Annotated in this window: 19 protein-coding genes; 2 read left to right on the top strand and 17 right to left on the bottom strand. The window is 39.3% G+C overall.

Translation table 11 applies throughout. The features are described 5' to 3' along the window. Positions 1-14: 14 nt before the first annotated feature. Positions 15-1,052 (top strand): polysaccharide deacetylase family protein, encoded by a 1,038-nt coding sequence (locus AAEY62_RS13190; protein WP_101216103.1) that lies wholly within the window; start codon positions 15-17, stop codon positions 1,050-1,052. Here AAEY62_RS13190 and AAEY62_RS13185 read toward each other — a convergent pair. The 13 genes from AAEY62_RS13185 to AAEY62_RS13125 all read right to left on the bottom strand — a co-directional run bounded on the left by AAEY62_RS13185 (position 1,042) and on the right by AAEY62_RS13125 (position 13,122). Continuing rightward, positions 1,042-2,073: a protein-glutamate methylesterase/protein-glutamine glutaminase gene (locus AAEY62_RS13185; RefSeq protein ID WP_101216093.1), complete on the bottom strand. Its 1,032-nt coding sequence runs from the start codon at positions 2,071-2,073 to the stop codon at positions 1,042-1,044. The genes AAEY62_RS13190 and AAEY62_RS13185 overlap by 11 nt on opposite strands. A gap of 8 nt (positions 2,074-2,081) precedes the next feature. After that, positions 2,082-2,699 carry a chemoreceptor glutamine deamidase CheD gene (gene cheD / locus AAEY62_RS13180; RefSeq protein WP_039489124.1) on the bottom strand — a complete coding sequence of 206 codons (618 nt, stop codon included), beginning with the start codon at positions 2,697-2,699 and terminating at the stop codon, positions 2,082-2,084. Then, positions 2,683-3,513 carry a CheR family methyltransferase gene (locus AAEY62_RS13175; RefSeq protein ID WP_024591684.1) on the bottom strand — a complete coding sequence of 277 codons (831 nt, stop codon included), beginning with the start codon at positions 3,511-3,513 and terminating at the stop codon, positions 2,683-2,685. Before AAEY62_RS13175 ends, cheD begins: the two co-directional genes overlap by 17 nt. A 79-nt stretch (positions 3,514-3,592) precedes the next feature. Then, positions 3,593-5,899, bottom strand: a complete 2,307-nt coding sequence (locus AAEY62_RS13170) for a methyl-accepting chemotaxis protein (protein WP_350635082.1) — start codon at positions 5,897-5,899, stop codon at positions 3,593-3,595. Positions 5,900-5,944: 45 nt separating this feature from the next. Next, complete coding sequence (locus tag AAEY62_RS13165) at positions 5,945-6,430, bottom strand: chemotaxis protein CheW (RefSeq protein WP_350635080.1); 486 nt, start codon at positions 6,428-6,430, stop codon at positions 5,945-5,947. After that, positions 6,427-8,517, bottom strand: coding sequence for a chemotaxis protein CheA (locus AAEY62_RS13160; RefSeq protein ID WP_024591686.1), 2,091 nt, complete (start codon positions 8,515-8,517; stop codon positions 6,427-6,429). Before AAEY62_RS13160 ends, AAEY62_RS13165 begins: the two co-directional genes overlap by 4 nt. A 10-nt stretch (positions 8,518-8,527) precedes the next feature. Beyond that, positions 8,528-8,890: a response regulator gene (locus AAEY62_RS13155; protein WP_007584956.1), complete on the bottom strand. Its 363-nt coding sequence runs from the start codon at positions 8,888-8,890 to the stop codon at positions 8,528-8,530. 8 nt (positions 8,891-8,898) lie between these two features. Further along, entirely contained in the window at positions 8,899-9,171 is a 273-nt protein-coding gene (locus AAEY62_RS13150) for an STAS domain-containing protein (protein WP_002959595.1), read from the bottom strand. Positions 9,172-9,323: 152 nt separating this feature from the next. After that, positions 9,324-9,941, bottom strand: coding sequence for an SCO family protein (locus AAEY62_RS13145; protein WP_350635078.1), 618 nt, complete (start codon positions 9,939-9,941; stop codon positions 9,324-9,326). Further along, complete coding sequence (cyoE, locus tag AAEY62_RS13140) at positions 9,938-10,867, bottom strand: heme o synthase (RefSeq protein ID WP_002959598.1); 930 nt, start codon at positions 10,865-10,867, stop codon at positions 9,938-9,940. The genes AAEY62_RS13145 and cyoE overlap by 4 nt, the downstream gene beginning before the upstream one ends. Before the next feature lie 12 nt (positions 10,868-10,879). Continuing rightward, a complete protein-coding gene (locus tag AAEY62_RS13135) occupies positions 10,880-11,869 on the bottom strand; it encodes a COX15/CtaA family protein (protein ID WP_007584952.1) in 990 nt (329 codons plus the stop codon). 28 nt (positions 11,870-11,897) lie between these two features. Further along, the gene (locus AAEY62_RS13130) at positions 11,898-12,392 is read right to left on the bottom strand and encodes a transmembrane cytochrome oxidase associated protein (protein ID WP_101216094.1); all 495 of its coding nucleotides are present in this window, start codon (positions 12,390-12,392) and stop codon (positions 11,898-11,900) included. Beyond that, positions 12,382-13,122, bottom strand: coding sequence for an SURF1 family protein (locus AAEY62_RS13125; RefSeq protein ID WP_350635076.1), 741 nt, complete (start codon positions 13,120-13,122; stop codon positions 12,382-12,384). Before AAEY62_RS13125 ends, AAEY62_RS13130 begins: the two co-directional genes overlap by 11 nt. 14 nt (positions 13,123-13,136) lie before the next feature. Between AAEY62_RS13125 and AAEY62_RS13120 the strand changes: the two genes are divergently transcribed. Then, positions 13,137-13,445, top strand: a complete 309-nt coding sequence (locus AAEY62_RS13120) for a DUF2909 family protein (protein WP_350635074.1) — start codon at positions 13,137-13,139, stop codon at positions 13,443-13,445. Here AAEY62_RS13120 and AAEY62_RS13115 read toward each other — a convergent pair. From AAEY62_RS13115 to coxB, 4 genes are read right to left on the bottom strand one after another with little or no spacing between them, the layout of a single operon-like run. Then, positions 13,348-14,223: a cytochrome c oxidase subunit 3 gene (locus tag AAEY62_RS13115; protein ID WP_002959610.1), complete on the bottom strand. Its 876-nt coding sequence runs from the start codon at positions 14,221-14,223 to the stop codon at positions 13,348-13,350. The two genes, AAEY62_RS13120 and AAEY62_RS13115, sit on opposite strands and share 98 nt — an antisense overlap. Positions 14,224-14,258: 35 nt before the next feature. Beyond that, the gene (locus AAEY62_RS13110; RefSeq protein WP_002959612.1) at positions 14,259-14,789 is read right to left on the bottom strand and encodes a cytochrome c oxidase assembly protein; all 531 of its coding nucleotides are present in this window, start codon (positions 14,787-14,789) and stop codon (positions 14,259-14,261) included. Next, positions 14,789-16,381: a cytochrome c oxidase subunit I gene (gene ctaD, locus AAEY62_RS13105; protein ID WP_007584944.1), complete on the bottom strand. Its 1,593-nt coding sequence runs from the start codon at positions 16,379-16,381 to the stop codon at positions 14,789-14,791. The genes AAEY62_RS13110 and ctaD overlap by 1 nt, the downstream gene beginning before the upstream one ends. Further along, entirely contained in the window at positions 16,381-17,523 is a 1,143-nt protein-coding gene (gene coxB / locus AAEY62_RS13100) for a cytochrome c oxidase subunit II (RefSeq protein ID WP_024594300.1), read from the bottom strand. Before coxB ends, ctaD begins: the two co-directional genes overlap by 1 nt. Between the last annotated feature and the right edge of the window lie 2 nt (positions 17,524-17,525).

The raw sequence follows: 17,525 nt of genomic DNA, 5'->3' as shown, positions 1-17,525 counted from the left end.
TGGTGTGCCTTATTATGTATAAGAAATTGTTTCATTTAGTATTATTTATCCTCATTAGTGTATCTGTGCGGGCTCAAGCAGCCGTTATTTTACAGTATCATCATGTTAGTGAAACCCTACCCGCTGTAACGAGCGTTAGCGCCAATACATTCACTAAACATTTGAGCTATTTAAAAGAGCACAACTTTAACGTTATTCCTCTTAATGACTTAATAAGCGCACTTCAGCAAGGTGAAACCTTACCTGATAAAACTGTCGCCATCACCTTTGATGATGGTTATAACAATAACTATGAACAAGCGGCGCCTATTTTAGAAAAGTTTGGCTACCCGTACACTATCTTTGTAAATCCTAAATTAATAGACGAGGGCATGAGCTACGTAATGGGGTGGGATAAGCTCAAAGAATTATCTAAAAAAGGGGCATTAATAGCCAATCATAGCGGACAACATGATTACTTACACCTTAAGCTTGAAAACGAAACCGATGCACAATGGCAATCACGTATTAAGCAAGATATTCTTAGCTCTCAAAAGCGTATAAAAGAAGAAATAGGCCACGACTATAAATACTTAGCATACCCGTATGGTGAGTTTAATAACGAGCTGCAAGCACTTGTGACAGAGCTTGGTTTTGTGGGTATTGGTCAGCACTCCGGCGCTGTAAATAAAGACTCTAATTTTAGCCGCTTACCGCGTTTTCCTGCATCAGGCTTTTACAGCAAACTAGAAACTCTTATTACTAAGCTTAACTCACGCGCGTTTAATATCACCAATTTAACTTATCAAGATAGCGTTACACAACAAAATCCACCCACGCTCACAATTGAATTTAAAATGGGTGATTTTCATAAAAGCCAATTTGCCTGTTACGTATCAAGCGTAGGCCAAGCAGATTTAAAATGGGTAAATAAAAATACAGTCGAAATAACCTCACCAAAGGTGCTTAATAAAGGGCGTTCTCGTTTTAATTGCACGGCCCCTTCTATTTCAAGCCCTGGTGATTACTTTTGGTTTTCGCAGCCTTGGGTAATTGAAGCGCCTAAACCTTAACTGCCTGATGTAATAGTCGCTGGGTTATTTTATCCAGCGCAACTATCTCGTCCGCTGCATTTAACTCAGCGGCAGCCTTAGGCATACCCCATACCACCGATGAGTACTCATCTTGAGCCAAGGTATACGCACCGTTTTGTTTTAGTGCAAGTAACCCTTTTGCGCCATCACTCCCCATCCCTGTTAGTATGGCTGCAACTACGTTTTTAGCTCCTGTCTCAACTAATGAGTTAAACAGCACATCTACCGCAGGTTTATGTCTGTTGACCGGCTCGCCATCATCAAGCTGGCAATACAAGCTAACACCTCGCTTTTTAATACTTAAATGAAAACCACCTGGTGCTATATAAGCCCAGCCAGTGCTAAGCTTATCGCCATGTTCAGCCTCTTTCACATTTATCGTGCATGTACGATTCATTCGCTCTGCAAATGAGGCGCTAAACACAGGAGGAATATGCTGAGTAATTACAATGGGCGGGCAATTTTGTGGCATTTTAATAAGTACTTCTTTGATAGCCTCAGTACCACCCGTTGAAGCACCTATCGCAATTACTTTATTAAGTAAAAATTGAGAATGGGTATTAATAGGCTCATTTGTGACGACCGTTTTTTTATAGCTTCTTACTCTTGCTCCAGCAGCTATTCGCACCTTTTGTTGAACAAGTGATGCATATTGACTCAATTGCTCTCCTACGTTGTTAGTAGGCTTAGCTATAAAATCAATAGCCCCTAATTCGAGTGCCTCGAGTGTAATAGGAGAGCCTTTTTGGGTCAGTGTTGAAATCATCACTACTGGCATTGGTCTTAATCGCATTAAGTTTTTTAAAAAACTAATGCCATCCATTTTTGGCATTTCTACGTCGAGCGTTAATACATCAGGATTTAACTTTTTTATCATTTCGCGAGCTTCGTAGGGATCCTCAGCGCTCCCCACTACCGTAATATCTTTAGCTTGCTGTAATATTTCAGTGAGTAAACGCCTAATTAAGGGGGAGTCGTCAATTATTAATACTTTAATCATGCATACTCCTAAAACAGCTCTATATCAGTTACTACTTCTTGCTTTTTAAGGTTTTGTAAGTAACGGACTTCGCGTTTTTCAATCGTATTATTATGTAGGTTTTTAAGTTTTTTCATATGAACTTTACCGGTGTTCGGATGAAAAAATATTTTTCGTGGCCATGGTCCACCCATATCGTGGGCAACTAGATTTAATGCCTCTTCTTTAATATACGCCGCTGCAAAACTAATATTACCCAGCCCTATATCAGTCATCGCACTAATAATTTTACCCCCACCAAAAAGTTTTACTTTTAGGTTACAGCGAGACGCACCATTTTTTAAAACTTCGTTTATAAGATACTCCATAGCCCAATTACCGTACCGACAACTTAAACTATGCGCATTCTTAAGTTCTACTCCCTTTTGAATTGGTAACATAAAGTGATTCATGCCCCCAATCCCTAGTACTTCATCGTAAACACAAGCCGCAATACACGAACCCAAAACTGTAGAGATCAGCTCATTATTTTTAGAAACATAAAACTCACCCGGAAGCACTTTAGCAACAACGCTACCTCGGCCCGAGTCCCAATATCGTTTAATATGTTCAAAGTTAGGTAATACCGGCCTAAACTCTGCGTGCATTTTGTCCCTTTTGGTACATAGTTTTCCCTAAATTTTTAAATTGCGTATGCTCTTTTCCCATACTTTCTGAGTGACCTAAAAACAAATAACCTTGTTCATTTAATATATTGGCGTAACGTTTAAAAAGCTGATCTTTTGTTTCTTTATCAAAGTAAATAACAACATTACGACATAAAATAAGATCAAATGATCCTTTCATTGGCCAATCTTGCAATAAGTTTAAACGCTTGAATGAAATAGACTCTTTTAGTCTATCTTTAACTTTATAGTTTTCACCGTCTTTACTTTTTAAAAACCAACGCTTAAGTTGCACGTCATCTAAGCCGTTAACATTCGCTGCGGTGTAAATACCCTTTTGTGCTTTTGCCAATACATTAGAATCTAAATCGGTTGCTAGTATTTTTACATCCCAATTGCTCGGAAATGCATTATTTAAAGTCATCGCCAAACTGTAGGGCTCTTCTCCTGTTGAGCAACCTGCAGACCAGATTCTTACTCGCTTACTATTTTTATTTGCCTTTAAGAGAGCAGGTACAAGCTCAGATTTTATAAATTCAAAGTGGTGTATTTCACGAAAAAAAGACGTTAAGTTAGTTGTTATTGCATTAATAAAGGCATCAAACTCCTGATCTTTATGGCTATTTAAATACTCTAAATAGGCTTTAAAGTCAGTTAGTTTTCGCTCTCTAATACGTCTTGCTAAGCGTGAATAAACCATCTCTCGCTTATGCTCACCTAATACAATTCCACATGCGCTATAAACTAAACTGGCAATTTCTTTAAAGTCGCGGTCGGTACACAAAAACTCTTTCATTGTTCGCTCTCAATTTAGCCTGCCAAATAATACCTCGCTGTGATTATGTATTCAGCGAGGTATATAAGAAGATTGGTTGTTAAAATTCTTCCCATTCATCAGCAGAGTCTACAAAGTTATCACCTCTGGGTTTATTACTTACAAAACTGCTTTGCGACTTATGAGATAATTTAGGTGTGCGCATAGTCGGCGAAATCATCGCCATCTCTTGCTGACCTATTGAGAAAAAGTTGAGTAGTTGGCGCATCTCATTAGCTCGCTCAGCCATAGACTCGCCAGCGGCAGAGGCTTGCTCTACTAAGGCGGCATTTTGTTGCGTCATTTCGTCCATTTGTGAGATTGCGGTATTAACTTGTTCAATACCCGCACTTTGTTCTTCAGATGCCTCTGTAATATCAGAAATCATTTGCGTCACTCTTTGCACCGACACAACAATCTCTTTAAGTGTAGCGCCCGACTCATTAACTAATTGAGAGCCATCAGCTACTTTGCCTACACTATCTCTTATTAACTCTTTAATTTCTTTCGCTGCGCCTGCAGAGCGCTGTGCTAAATTACGAACTTCACCTGCAACAACCGCAAAGCCTCGACCTTGTTCACCAGCCCTTGCAGCCTCTACTGCAGCATTAAGCGCTAATAAGTTAGTTTGAAATGCTATTTCGTCAATGACACCAATAATATCTGCAATTTTCTTGCTCGACTCATTAATTGCCGACATGCTCGTAACTGCTCTATTTACAACCTCACCACCTTGAATCGCCTTTTCGCATGTTTCTTCTGCTAAATCGTTTGCCACTTTTGCGTTATCAGCATTTTGGCGAACGGTGCTAGTCATCTCTTCCATGCTCGACGCTGTTTCTTCAAGTGACGAGGCTTGCTCTTCTGTACGTTGGCTTAAATCAGCATTACCTTGAGAGATTTCCTCTGCACCACTGGCTACAAGCGTTGCCGATGAATTAATACGATTAATCACTTCCGTTAACTTATCTGCCGTAGCATTAGCATCGCGTTTGAGTTTATCAAATGAGCCTTTATATTCTTTTTCAACTCGTTTTGATAAATCACCATTTGCCATCGCATCGAGCATACTGCCCGTGTCAGCAACTGCATCATCAACTATTTTAACTAAGCTATTTAGCCCTTGAGCCAAACGTAAAAAGAATCCTTCCTTGCCTTCTTCCGCGACTCTTGTATCTAATTCGCCATTACCTGCAGCGCCAATCAGCTCAGCAATTTCTTTTTCAAGCGCAACCTCATTGGTCCTATCTTCCCACTCAACAATGGTGCCTAAATGCTTTCCATCTTGGCTAATCCAAGGTGAAGCAATCAAGGTGAAAGTGACACCCGCTAAAAGTAATTCGGCTTTATGAGGCTTATCGAGATTTTTTAATAAATCGCGCTGATGATTAGGGTGCTTATGAAAATCATCAACACATGTGCCAATTAAATTATCAACAGAAAAGCTTGGTAATACAGTTTGTAATTCTTTTTCGCGGACTTTTAGCATTTTCTGAACACGATCGTTCACAAATACTATATTAAGGTCTTCATCAGCAATCATTACGTTCGCTTGGCAAACTTTAAGCGCATTTGCTAAATCGGCTGCTTTGCGAGATGCTTTTTCAAGCTCTTTTTGTTCAGTAATATCAGATGCGTATTTAATCACTTTAAACGGCTTGCCGTTCATATCATAAATTGGGTTATAAGATGCTTGAATCCAAACCTCCTGACCCTGCTTCCCTATTCTTAAATATTCCCCTGAATCAAATTCACCACGACCTAGTTTGGCCCAAAATTCTTTATATTCGATACTATTTGCATGTTCGGGTTCAATAAAAAGCCTATGGTGCTGACCTTTGATCTCGCTAAGTTGATAACCAAGTGCATTTAAAAAGTTATCATTGGCATCAATAATAGTGCCATCTAAATTAAACTCGATAACCGCTTGAGATTTACTTATAGCACTAATTTGCCCTGAAGCTTCTGCTGCTATTAACTTTTGCTCGGTCACGTCGGTGGCAAACTTAACTACTTTTAATACTTGCCCTTGCTCATCAACAATTGGGTTATAAGTTGCTTGGATCCATACCTCAGTTCCACCTTTTGCATTACGCTTAAACTCATCTGAGATAAACTCGCCATTACGCAGGCGTTGCCAAAAGTTCTTATAATCGTTGCCCTGAGCTTCATCTGGGTCAACAAACATAGAGTGATGCTGGCCTTGAACCTCTTCAAGACGATAGCCCATCGCGTTTAGAAAATTCATATTTGCAGTAATTATTTTTCCGTTAGGTTCAAACTCAATCACCGCTAATGATTTATTCAATGCGTCTACAATTAAATCATTACTTGATTTTGACTGCTTTGGATTACTAAACCATCCCATGCTCATCACCACCTTTAAGTTTATTATTCATTTAGTTTCTATTTGCTAAATATTCATTGTTTTTTGCAGGTCAATTAGCGCTACCATTTTTTCACCAACATTCACCAACCCAGCTACATATTCACAATTATTCGACTCAGATAAACTAGGAACCGCTTTCGCATCTTGCTCCGCAATACTGTAAACATCAGAAACGGCATCAACAACAACACCTATAATTTTACTACCTAGTTCAAATTCTATTTTAACAACGATAACCACCGTTAATGGCCCATAGTCGACACTTGGTAATCCAAAGCGCAACCGTAAATCAATAATTGGCACTATTGTTCCGCGTAAATTAATAACGCCTTTTACAAATTTAGGCGCATTGGGCAGTACTGTAATTTCTTCCCAACTGCGAATTTCTTGTACTGTTAAAATATCAACGCCGTATTCTTCATCAGCCATAATAAAAGTTAAAAACTGTTTTACACCTTGCTGTTGCTGAAGATTTAATTGGTTACTTAACTGGCTTTGCTCTGAGCTCATAACGCCTCCAAAGTGGCTTGCGTTTCAATCGTTAATTCTTGGCTACCTGGTTTTTTTAAACCTGAGAGCTTTATTAAGCCGCTAATGTCCACAATCAGCGATACACGCCCATCGCCTAAAATAGTGGCTCCCGATACACCATCAACTTTATGATAGTTAGCCTCTAAACTTTTAATAACAACCTGTTGTTGAGACAGTAAATCATCAACTAATAAACCCACCTTTTGGTTATCTGTTTCTACAACAACAAGCAGCGTTTTATCGAGTGATTCAATGGCATTTTTATGATTAAAAATATCGTAGAGCCTTAAAATAGGAATGTATTCGTCCCGAAGCCTCAATACATCAAGGCTTTTACCCACTCGACTCACTTTAGCAATATCAATTTGCAGAGATTCCACAATAGAAATGAGCGGGATAATATAAGTATGCTGAGCCACCTTAACTAATTGCCCATCTAAAATAGCGAGAGTAAGTGGTAATCTAATAGTAAACGTAGAACCAACACCGGCCGCTGAGGTTACCTCTACTGAGCCATTTAATGATTGAATATTTCGCTTAACTACATCCATCCCAACTCCACGACCAGATAAGTCACTTACCTCATCTACTGTCGAAAAGCCGGGCATAAAAATAAGCTCATTTATTTCATCGTCACTGAGATGGTTATCAGCTGAGATTAATTCGTTAGCGATGGCTTTTTCTTTTATTTTTTTTGTATTTAACCCCTGCCCATCATCCATTATTTCAATAACAATGTTTCCACCCTGATGAAATGCATTTAAGGTTACTGTGCCAACGGGATCTTTACCTGCCGCCAGTCTTTGCTCAACAGTCTCTAATCCATGATCAAGTGAGTTCCTCACTAAATGCACCATAGGATCGGATATTTTTTCCATTACTGTTTTATCAAGCTCGGTTTGCTCTCCAATCAACTTTAGCTCAACCTGCTTATTTAGTTTTTGCGCTATATCTCGCACTAATCGAGGAAAACGACTAAATACAAAGTTAATTGGGAGCATACGAATGCGCATCACATTTTCTTGTAAATCACGCGTATTATGGGCAAGTTGCGCTAGACCTTCTTGTAGTAAAGTAATTGTGGCTGGTGTGATTTCTTGTTCGCTGAGTTGATTTAGCATAGCTTGTGTAATAACAAGTTCCCCAACCATATTTATTAACGAATCAACTTTATCAATACCAACTCGAATGGAGGTAGACTCTGGTGTACTTGCAGGTTTTTTATCTTTATTAGCAGCGGGTTGCTTTGGCTTACTCGGTAGCTCAGCTACTTTTATTAAATCGGATGTTTCAAGCTCAACGGCTTTAGATATCTCACCTTGATTAGGTTGTATTTGCTCATCATTGCCAAATAAGCCTCCGCATAATTCAATTTTTATGTCGGCATCGTCTTCTACCCATTCAAATACTTCTTTTATGGCTTTTTCATCATGGCTAGTATCTAAAAAAAAGCGCCAATGTAAAAAGCATTCATCACTGCTCAAATCTGTAATTTCTGGAACTTCATCGTAAAATACTGTGGTTTCTAACTCACCTAGCTCTTCAAGCTCACTGATCATGTACAGTGGCTCGTTTCCTGTTTTAAATAAATGATGATGGGGTTTAAAGTCTATTTGATAGGTGTTACTACTTGTTTGCTCTTCACAGCTTTGAGGTTTATTTCCTTGTGTTTCGTTTTTCATTCCAAGTACATGTTCAAATTGTACTTTTAACGAATCTGCCTCGGTTAAATCTGGCTCTTGCTCACCTTGAAGTGCAGCAAGTAAAGCGCGCAAGCAATCCACAGCTTTGAGTAATAAATTGACATGCTCGGTACTAAGCTCTCGTTCACCTTGGCGAATTTGATCCAGTAGTGTTTCAAGTACATGAGTAAAGTCAGCAACGGAGCTAAAACCAAAAGTGCCACTGCCTCCTTTTATTGAGTGAGCAGCTCTAAAAATAGTGTTGATAGTTTCTAAATCTTCCTCACCTGGCACTAAGTTTAATAACTCAGCCTCCATGGTATCTAGGCCTTCAAAACTCTCTTCAAAGAAAACTTCAAAAAATTGACTTAAATCTATACTCACACTGCGCTCCTTAGCGAATAACTTTTTTAATTACCGCTAGTAGCTGATCGGGATTAAATGGTTTTACAATCCAACCTGTTGCACCAGCAGCTTTACCCTCTATCTTTTTTTCTAAGCCCGACTCTGTAGTAAGCATCAGTAGTGGTGTAAATTTATAACTAGGTAAAGTACGCAGCTCTCGTATTAATGTAATTCCATCCATTATTGGCATGTTTACATCTGAGATCACGGCATCAAAGTCTTGTTGCTTGGCAATAGCGAGAGCTTCACTGCCATCCTTAGCTTCGGTTACATCAAACCCGGCAGTTTTTAATGTAAAGCTCACCATTTGACGCATCGATGCTGAATCATCAACCGCTAAAATTCTTTTCATATATACCCCTAACTTTTACTTTCGGTTGTTAAGTATTGGCTTAAGCCAAGTTTATTAATTGTATGCGTTAAGGCCTCGCTACTGCCTACCCATATTATTTTGTGCTGTATAGTAAGTAGGTGTTTTTGTAAGGCGCATAAAAGTTGAATTGAGGCAGTATCAGCAGAAATCACATCGTTAATATCAAGACAGATATCATCGTTGCTATTGAGTTCGTGTAGTAAGTCTTGATGTAGTGTTTCAACTTGCGTAATAGCAAGTTCGCTCGGAAGTTTTAGCATTTAGTAAGTGCATTCCCTGTCAATTCAATTCATAACAAAAGCTTAGCCCTAGTTATTAAAATTGCCATAAAATGCTTAATTAAATTTAACCTGTCGTTAAAATACAAAAAAAGGAGCCTAAAGCTCCTTTAAAATTGGTAAAAAGTAAAAAACTAGTTTTTATAGTAATCAGCTATTTTTTTAAACTCTTCAGTTAAAGTCGTCGCATTAATTAATGGCACACTACCTTGTTTAAATTCTGGTTTAAAAATAGCTCTAACGGCTCCATTTTGATCAACCATAGCGACCGAGGCACTATGATCAACAGCATATTCTGATTCACTACTATCGCTAATGGCGTAAATTAAACTAAGCTCTCGAACAACAGGAAAAAGGTGTTTATGCTCTCCCGACACAGCTAAAAAGTCTGGGTTAAAGTAATCTATATATTGCTTTCGTTTAGCTGGTGTATCGCGTTTTGGATCAACCGATAAAAACCAAACTTGTAGCGGATAATCTGCTTGTAAGTTTTTATAAACAGCATTTAACTTAGCAAGTGTTAATGGACAAATATCTGGGCAGCTTGTGTAGCCTAAAAATACTAAATTCCACTGTCCTACAAATTGTTGCTTAGTCACTAATTCACCGCGCTGATCGTTTAGCGTAAAATCAGACAGTGGCTTTGCATTTTCGTAAACTAATGCATCGACATCTGGCGGACTATTTTCGTTTGAACATGCCGATAAAAACAAAACTAAAACAACGATTAATCCAAGCCATAACTGCTTCATAAAGGGAGCCATTTATCTATAAATAAGATTACAAAGAGTACCATTAAATGAATAATCGAAAAACGAAATAAGTCCATTGCAGTCTCATCATTTCCAGCAATTTTTAAATTGACCGCCTTATATATAAACACGGCATTTAATACACATGCACCTATCAAATAGATTAATCCAGACATACCGATTAAATAAGGTAATACGCAAACAACAGCGAGTAAAACAGAGTAAGCAACGACGCACGTTTTACAAAAATCGATACCATGGGTTACTGGTAACATAGGGATTTTAGCGCGTTCATAATCACTTTTTCGCGCTATAGCCAGCGCCCAAAAGTGTGGTGGGGTCCAGGTAAATATTATCATTACGAGTAACCAAGGGGCTGCTGCCATTTGGTTTGTTTCTGACACCCAACCTAATAATGGAGGCATTGCGCCAGCCAACCCACCTATAACAATATTTTGCGGCGTTGCACGCTTTAAAAATGATGTATAAACAAATGCATAACCTACCAATGCAAATAACGTTAATATAGCGGTTAAGGTATTGGCCCACACCATCAGCATAATAAAACCAGCAACCCCAATAACAGCTGCAAAACTAAGCGCATGTGTTTTACTTAAACGCCCTTTAGCCACAGGGCGATGACGAGTCCGCGCCATTTTTGAGTCTATCTCGCTATCAACCACATGATTAATAACCGCTGCAGCAGCAGAAAGTAGCCCTATACCTAACAAGCTAATAAACTGTACGACCATACCGCGCCCTACATCGGGAGCCAGCGCTAAACCAACCCAAGCTGTTAGCACCAGCATAGCTACCACTTTAAATTTACTAATTGCTAAGTAGTCTTGCAGCAAACTATGTGTACGCGAAATTAGCGATTGAGTATTAACGGGTAGCAGTATTTTTTTATCAATTATAAGTGCCATCATATTTCCCCTTTATGTGCGTGATTTTAGGTAATAACACAACCTAACCATGCTTAATAACAGTATGGCTGCCATCAAGTTATGCGCCAGTGCAACTCCCAACGGAATATGCCAATGTACTAAAATAAGCCCTAAGCTAATTTGGCAAAGCAGAACAAGTAATACACTCACAACGCAATTTTTAATTTTTTTAGAGTACGCTTGGCTGTATATTTTCCACATAATTAACGCCAGAACAATGCAAGTAACGAGTGCCCAAATGCGATGTAATAAATGAATAGACATACGCGCTTGCTGCGATAACACACCAAACTCATAATTACTGTGCTCAAGTGGTAATTGAAATACGCTACTCAATGAAAACGGTTGTGCGTAATTACACAATGGCAAACCACTACAATGTGGAGCGGCGTAATTTGCAGCCAGCCAACCACCAAGTGCAATTTGGATAATTAATACACTGAGCGCTACTAAACTTAAACCGAAATAGCGTTTTGCGCCGCTATCGCCACCCATAATAGGTTTTGCGGTTAGCCGTAAATATAAAAGCGTTATAAGTGACAAAATACTAAAGCCACCTAATAAGTGGCCCATTACAATAAGCGGCTGAAGGTTCATGGTTACTGTCCACATACCAAGGGCAGCCTGAAACACCACTAGTAGAAGTAAAGCCAAAGGCAATTTAACTGGCGTAGTTGGATATTGGCGTTTTAAAAAAGCCAACACAAATAAACCTAAAATAAGTAAGCCTAAAGCACCTGCAAAGTAGCGATGAATCATTTCTTTCCACGCTTTTGCGGTTTCGAACATCATATCGGGGTAGCTTTGAGTTGCTAAGGCTATGTCAGCCTCATGCTTAGGTACCGTTAAAAAGCCATAACAACCAGGCCAATCGGGGCACCCTAAACCTGCATCACTTAAGCGGGTGTACGCACCTAAAGCAACTACAATCAAAGCGAGTAATCCTGTTATTAATACTAAGTTTTTATAATTTTTATACATCAGATACTCCAACTTAAGCTCAACTTAGTTAGCTAGAACGAGAATAGTTAAGTAATTTTTTTAGATCTTTTAATAACCCTTTTTGTACTAAACGGTTTTCTTGTGGCTCGACCTTAAAGGGATATTCAAGTACCACTAACCCCATATGATCAATTAAATACAAACTTGCAGGATTTAAACTCTGTTGCTCGGTAATAATTTTCCATGGTAGGTTTTTATTGTCGGGACTTCCCATTACAGCCATATCAACCTTGCCTTGGTTTTTACCAAGTGCCACATATAAATTATTAAGTGCATTGAGCTGTTCGCGGCATGGGGTGTTACATTCGTTTGAATAATTAAGTGCGATAGTCCATTGCTTGGGATTATTTTGCGGCCAATTTTTAAGTTTTATTTCTTGGCTTAAAAACTCGCCATTATTAGTAATTGCAGTAGGCAACCAATCAAACTTTAATGCGCCATATGCCAAAATTAATGGGATAGCGCAGCAGCCCACAAACAACACAAGGGGATTATTTTTCATTAAGTGTCCTTTTTTTACTCGCAAAAATAGCCACAACAGCACATGCAACAGCAATTAAAAACCATTGCACAGCGTAGGCATTATGCTTTTGAGGGCTCATAACAACTGCCTCATAATGAGGTGTTGCAATCTCATCACCAGTACCTTGTCTGTAAGCCATAAAATTAATTAATGATTGCTGGCTTTGAGTGCTCAGCATATTCAAGTCGATAGATTGGATTCTTGTAGGTAAGTCATTATTTGTAGTTTTATCTTCAAGCGTAAAGCTACTTAAGTTATTTTCTTTTATTTGCGCTTTAAGAATAAAAACACCTGTAGGCAGAGTAACCTTTGGCAGTGTATCTCTAGATATAGGCGCTTTTACCCATCCTAAATTAACTAAAATCACTTTTTCTTCGCTGTCTGGCTTTAGTAAAGCAAGTAAATCGTACCCTACTTGCCCGTTATAAACTTGATTATCTAAAAGCCAATATTGGCTTTGTACAAACCGCCCTTTTAACTCAACCAATACACCTGTTTTGTTCCAGCTATCAGGCAGGTTATGTAATTGAGACCAACTCATCACACCACGAGTATGTTGCTTAGCAATAGCGGTTAGTTGCTGCTGTTTTTGCTCACCCCGCTCCAACTGCCAAAATCCTAGTCGCACACACACAAGTACAACAACCACAACCATACAAAGTGTGATTAGTGAACTAAGCTTTTGTTTGTGCCATAAAACTAACTGCATAAAGGGTCAACTCAGTGATTATTAAAATTATTATCGTACTGTTGTTAATATTTATACTTTTTAACTTATTTAGAGCATTGTTTATTATGGTGTCAGGGAAAACTGGGGGACGACCTATGTCTCACTTTTTAGGTCGTCGCGTATTGTTTTCGGTCGTTGTTTTAGTTGTTGTTATTGCAGCGCTTAAATTTGGTTTTATTAAAGCAAATAATTCGCCAATAAACGCTACAGCACATATACAAATACAAACAAACACAGCCACACCACATCAACAAAGTGCCAATACCAAGCAGCTGCTTGAAAAGCAAAATGCTTATCTTTAGTAAAGTGCCCTTTTAATATCCGTAAAAATATTACAAATAAAAGTACGGTTCCTAACGTTACATGCATGCCATGAAAACCAGTCAATAAAAAGAACGTATTACCGTAAATGCCCGCATCTAGCGTTAGGTTAAGGTCATTATATGCATGCATGTACTCCTCAACTTGCAGCCCTAAAAAGCAAACGCCCAATAAAATAGTAGCGCCTAAAAAAACTTTAAGTGGAGTGCGTTTATTGTTTTCCATCGCTACGTGGGCAAAATGTAAAGTAACTGAGGAAGTAAGCAGTATTAAGGTATTTATAAGCGGTAAGCCTTGCCAGCCCATAGCTTGAGTAGTTTCACCAGCAGGTGTTGAAACTAGCGGCCAAACAGCTTCGAAAGTTGGCCATAAAACCTCGTTAGTCATTGCATTATTGCCTGCGCCTCCAAGCCAAGGTACCGACAATACGCGTGCATAAAAAAGCGCACCAAAAAAGGCCATAAAAAACATAACTTCAGAAAAAATAAACCAGCTCATACCTTGTCTAAAAGAGCGATCCATTTGTGCTGAGTACAAACCTTGGTCCGATTCACTAATTACATTTTTAAACCAGCTAAACAACATATACACAAGTACAGCAATACCGGCATAAAGCAGATAAACCCCGCTACCACCTTCTTTACCTACACTCATAACAGTCAAGCCTGCCCCTACTGCAATAAAAAACAATGCAACAGCACCTACAATAGGCCATGGGCTTTGCTCAGGTACGTAATAATGCTCATATTCTTGATTCATTTTATTTACTCCTAGTTTCACACTAGTTTAAAAAGCTAGTTGTTACTTGCCACCAGCTGTTCACTAATATCAAATACGGTATAAGATAAAGTTAATTCTTCAATATCGCTCGGCAGTGCGGTATCAACATAAAAAAGTAATTTAAATTCAAGTTCTTCCCCTGCTTTTAGTGGTTGCTGATCAAAGCAAAAACAGGCTATTTTGTGTAAATACTTTGCCGCTTTACCTGGCGAGACTGATGGTACAGCCTGCATTACTTTATCTAGGTTGCTGTTATTTTTAGCACTAAACATTACTTCACGCATTGCACCGGGTTTTACCACTACACTGTATTCTTTTGATTTAACTTCAAACGGTGCACCACTTTGTGCGTGAGTAGTAAAGCTAACGCCGACTTCTCGGTTTTGTACTATTTGTGTACTTTGCTCTGCTTGCTCAAGCGAAGGTTTTCCATTAAGCCCTGTTACATCACAAAACACGTCATACAAAGGTACTAAAGCAAAGGCAAAGGCAAACATGCCTATGCAAATAAGTACCAAACGTTTGAGTAGCGGTGCGTGTGTCATTACTTAATTACCGGCGGCGTAGAAAAAGTATGATATGGCGCTGGAGAGTCAACTTCCCACTCAAGCCCTTCTGCCCCTTCCCATACTTTTGCAGGCACTTTATCACCGCCACGCGCGCATTTAATTACCACAGCTACAAACAACAATTGCGATAAACCAAAGGCAAATCCACCAATACTTATGATTGCGTTAAAGTCGGCAAATTGAAGTGCATAATCGGGAATTCGACGCGGCATACCGGCAAGCCCTACAAAATGCATAGGAAAAAACAGTACGTTCACACTCACCAGCGATAGCCAAAAATGCCATTTAGCTAGCGTGATATTAAACATATTGCCCGTCCACTTGGGCAGCCAGTAATAGGCCCCCGCCATTATCGAAAATACAGCCCCTGTTACTAATACATAATGAAAATGCGCCACTACAAAATAAGTATCGTGGTACTGAAAGTCAGCAGGTGTAATTGCCAGCATCAACCCCGAAAAGCCACCTAAGGTAAACAGCACAATAAACGCAATACTAAAAAGCATTGGCACTTCAAAAGTTATTGAGCCTTTCCACATTGTGGCAACCCAATTAAATACTTTTACTCCTGTAGGTACCGATATAAGCATGGTCGCGTACATAAAAAACAACTCGCCAGCGACCGGCATCCCAGTGGTAAACATATGATGAGCCCATACAATAAAGCTCAATAGTGCTATGGAGGATGTGGCGTATACCATTGAGGCATAGCCAAAAAGTTTTTTACGAGAAAAGGTAGGTACTATTGTAGATATAATGCCAAAGGCAGGAAGAATCATTATGTATACTTCGGGATGGCCAAAAAACCAAAAAATGTGTTGGAACATCACCGGGTCGCCACCGCCTGCGGCATCAAAAAAGCTGGTCGCAAAATACTTGTCGGTAAGTACCATAGTGACAGCGCCTGCAAGCACTGGCATTACCGCTATTAATAAAAAGGCAGTAATTAACCACGTCCATACAAATAAGGGCAACTTCATCCATGTCATGCCAGGGGCACGTAAGTTCACTATGGTTACAATCACATTGATTGCGCCCATTATTGAGCTAATCCCCATAATATGTACGGCAAATACAAACAATGCAGTATTATCATTACTGTATGTTGTAGACAGTGGTGCATAAAAAGTCCAACCAAATGCAGGACCCCCACCAGGCATAAATAACGATGCCAATAGGATTAAAAACGCAAACGGTAAAATCCAAAAGCTCCAGTTATTCATTCTTGGCAATGCCATATCTGGCGCGCCAATCATGAGTGGTATCATCCAGTTAGCAAGGCCAGTAAAGGCCGGCATAACCGCACCAAACACCATAATTAAACCATGCACGGTGGTCATTTGATTAAAAAAGTGAGGATCGACCAACTGTAAACCTGGTTGAAATAATTCAGCTCTGATCACCATGGCCATTCCACCACCAATTAAGAACATGGTCAGCGAAAAAATTAAATATAAACTACCTATATCTTTATGATTAGTTGTGTAAAGCCAGCGTTTAAAACCCTTAGCTGGGTGATGAGCATGATGTGCTTCATTGGCGTTAGGTTGTTCTACTATGCTACTCATTAGTTCGCCTCCACTTTGGCATCAAGTGCTGCCTGTATTTGACTCGGTTGAATAACATCACCCGTATCATTACCCCACGCATTACGCTTATAAGTAATAACCGCAGCTAATTGCTTTATAGATAACTGCTTGGCAAAAGCTTGCATTGCCGTACCGGGTCGTCCATGGATAACTACATCAATGTGATCTTTTATATCGCCAAGCACTATAGGGCTGCCTTTAAGTGCAGGAAATACACCCGGTAACCCCATGCCAGTAGGCTGATGACATGCAGCACAATTGGCCATATATACTTGTTCGCCTAAAGTCATTAATTCTTCTTTTGGGAGGGTTTTATCAAGTAATGCGGCATCTGCTAATGCTGCTTTTTGTTTAGCTTGCTTTGCATCTGCAAGCCACGTTTTAAAATCAGCCTCAGATTTAGCGACCACCACAACGGGCATAAAGCCATGATCTTTACCACACAACTCAGCACATTGGCCTCGGTAAGTACCTTCTTCGTTTATGTTCGTCCATGTTTCGTTTATAAAACCGGGATTCGCATCTTTTTTAACTGCAAAATCAGGTACCCACCAAGAGTGAATAACATCGTCAGAAGTCATTAAAAATCGTACTTTTTGATTTATTGGCAGTACGAGAGGTTTATCAACCTCAAGTAAGTAGTTAGGATTTTTATCTGCAAGATTCGCTATTTCATCTTGCGGGGTAGATAAAATAGAGTAGAACTCTACATCTTCACCCATATATTCATAATGCCATTTCCATTGCGAGCCTGTAATTTTAATAGTGAGATCAGCTTTGCTGGCATCTTCCATTGCAATTAGGGTTTTAGTGGCTGGTACTGCCATAGCAATTAAAATAACAAACGGGATTGCAGTCCAAAGTATTTCTACTTTAGTGCTTTCGTGAAATTGGGCAGGTACAGCCCCTTTAGATTTGCGGTGATGAATAAGTGCCCAAAACATAATTGCGAACACTATCACCCCAATCACACAACATATTATAAATATGGTCATGTGCAGCTGATATACATTATTGCTTATATCGGTTACGCCTTTGCGCATATTGTATTGGCTGTTAGCCAAAACTGGGTGCGAAAAAACACATAATATAAGCCACAAGGTAGAGGTCAGTTTACCCATGT

This window comes from Pseudoalteromonas sp. GW168-MNA-CIBAN-0100, assembly GCF_040309225.1.
Lineage (GTDB): Bacteria > Pseudomonadota > Gammaproteobacteria > Enterobacterales > Alteromonadaceae > Pseudoalteromonas > Pseudoalteromonas arctica.
The sequence above is the reverse complement of the archived record's forward strand: the minus strand, read 5'-3'. Positions and strand labels throughout refer to the sequence as shown.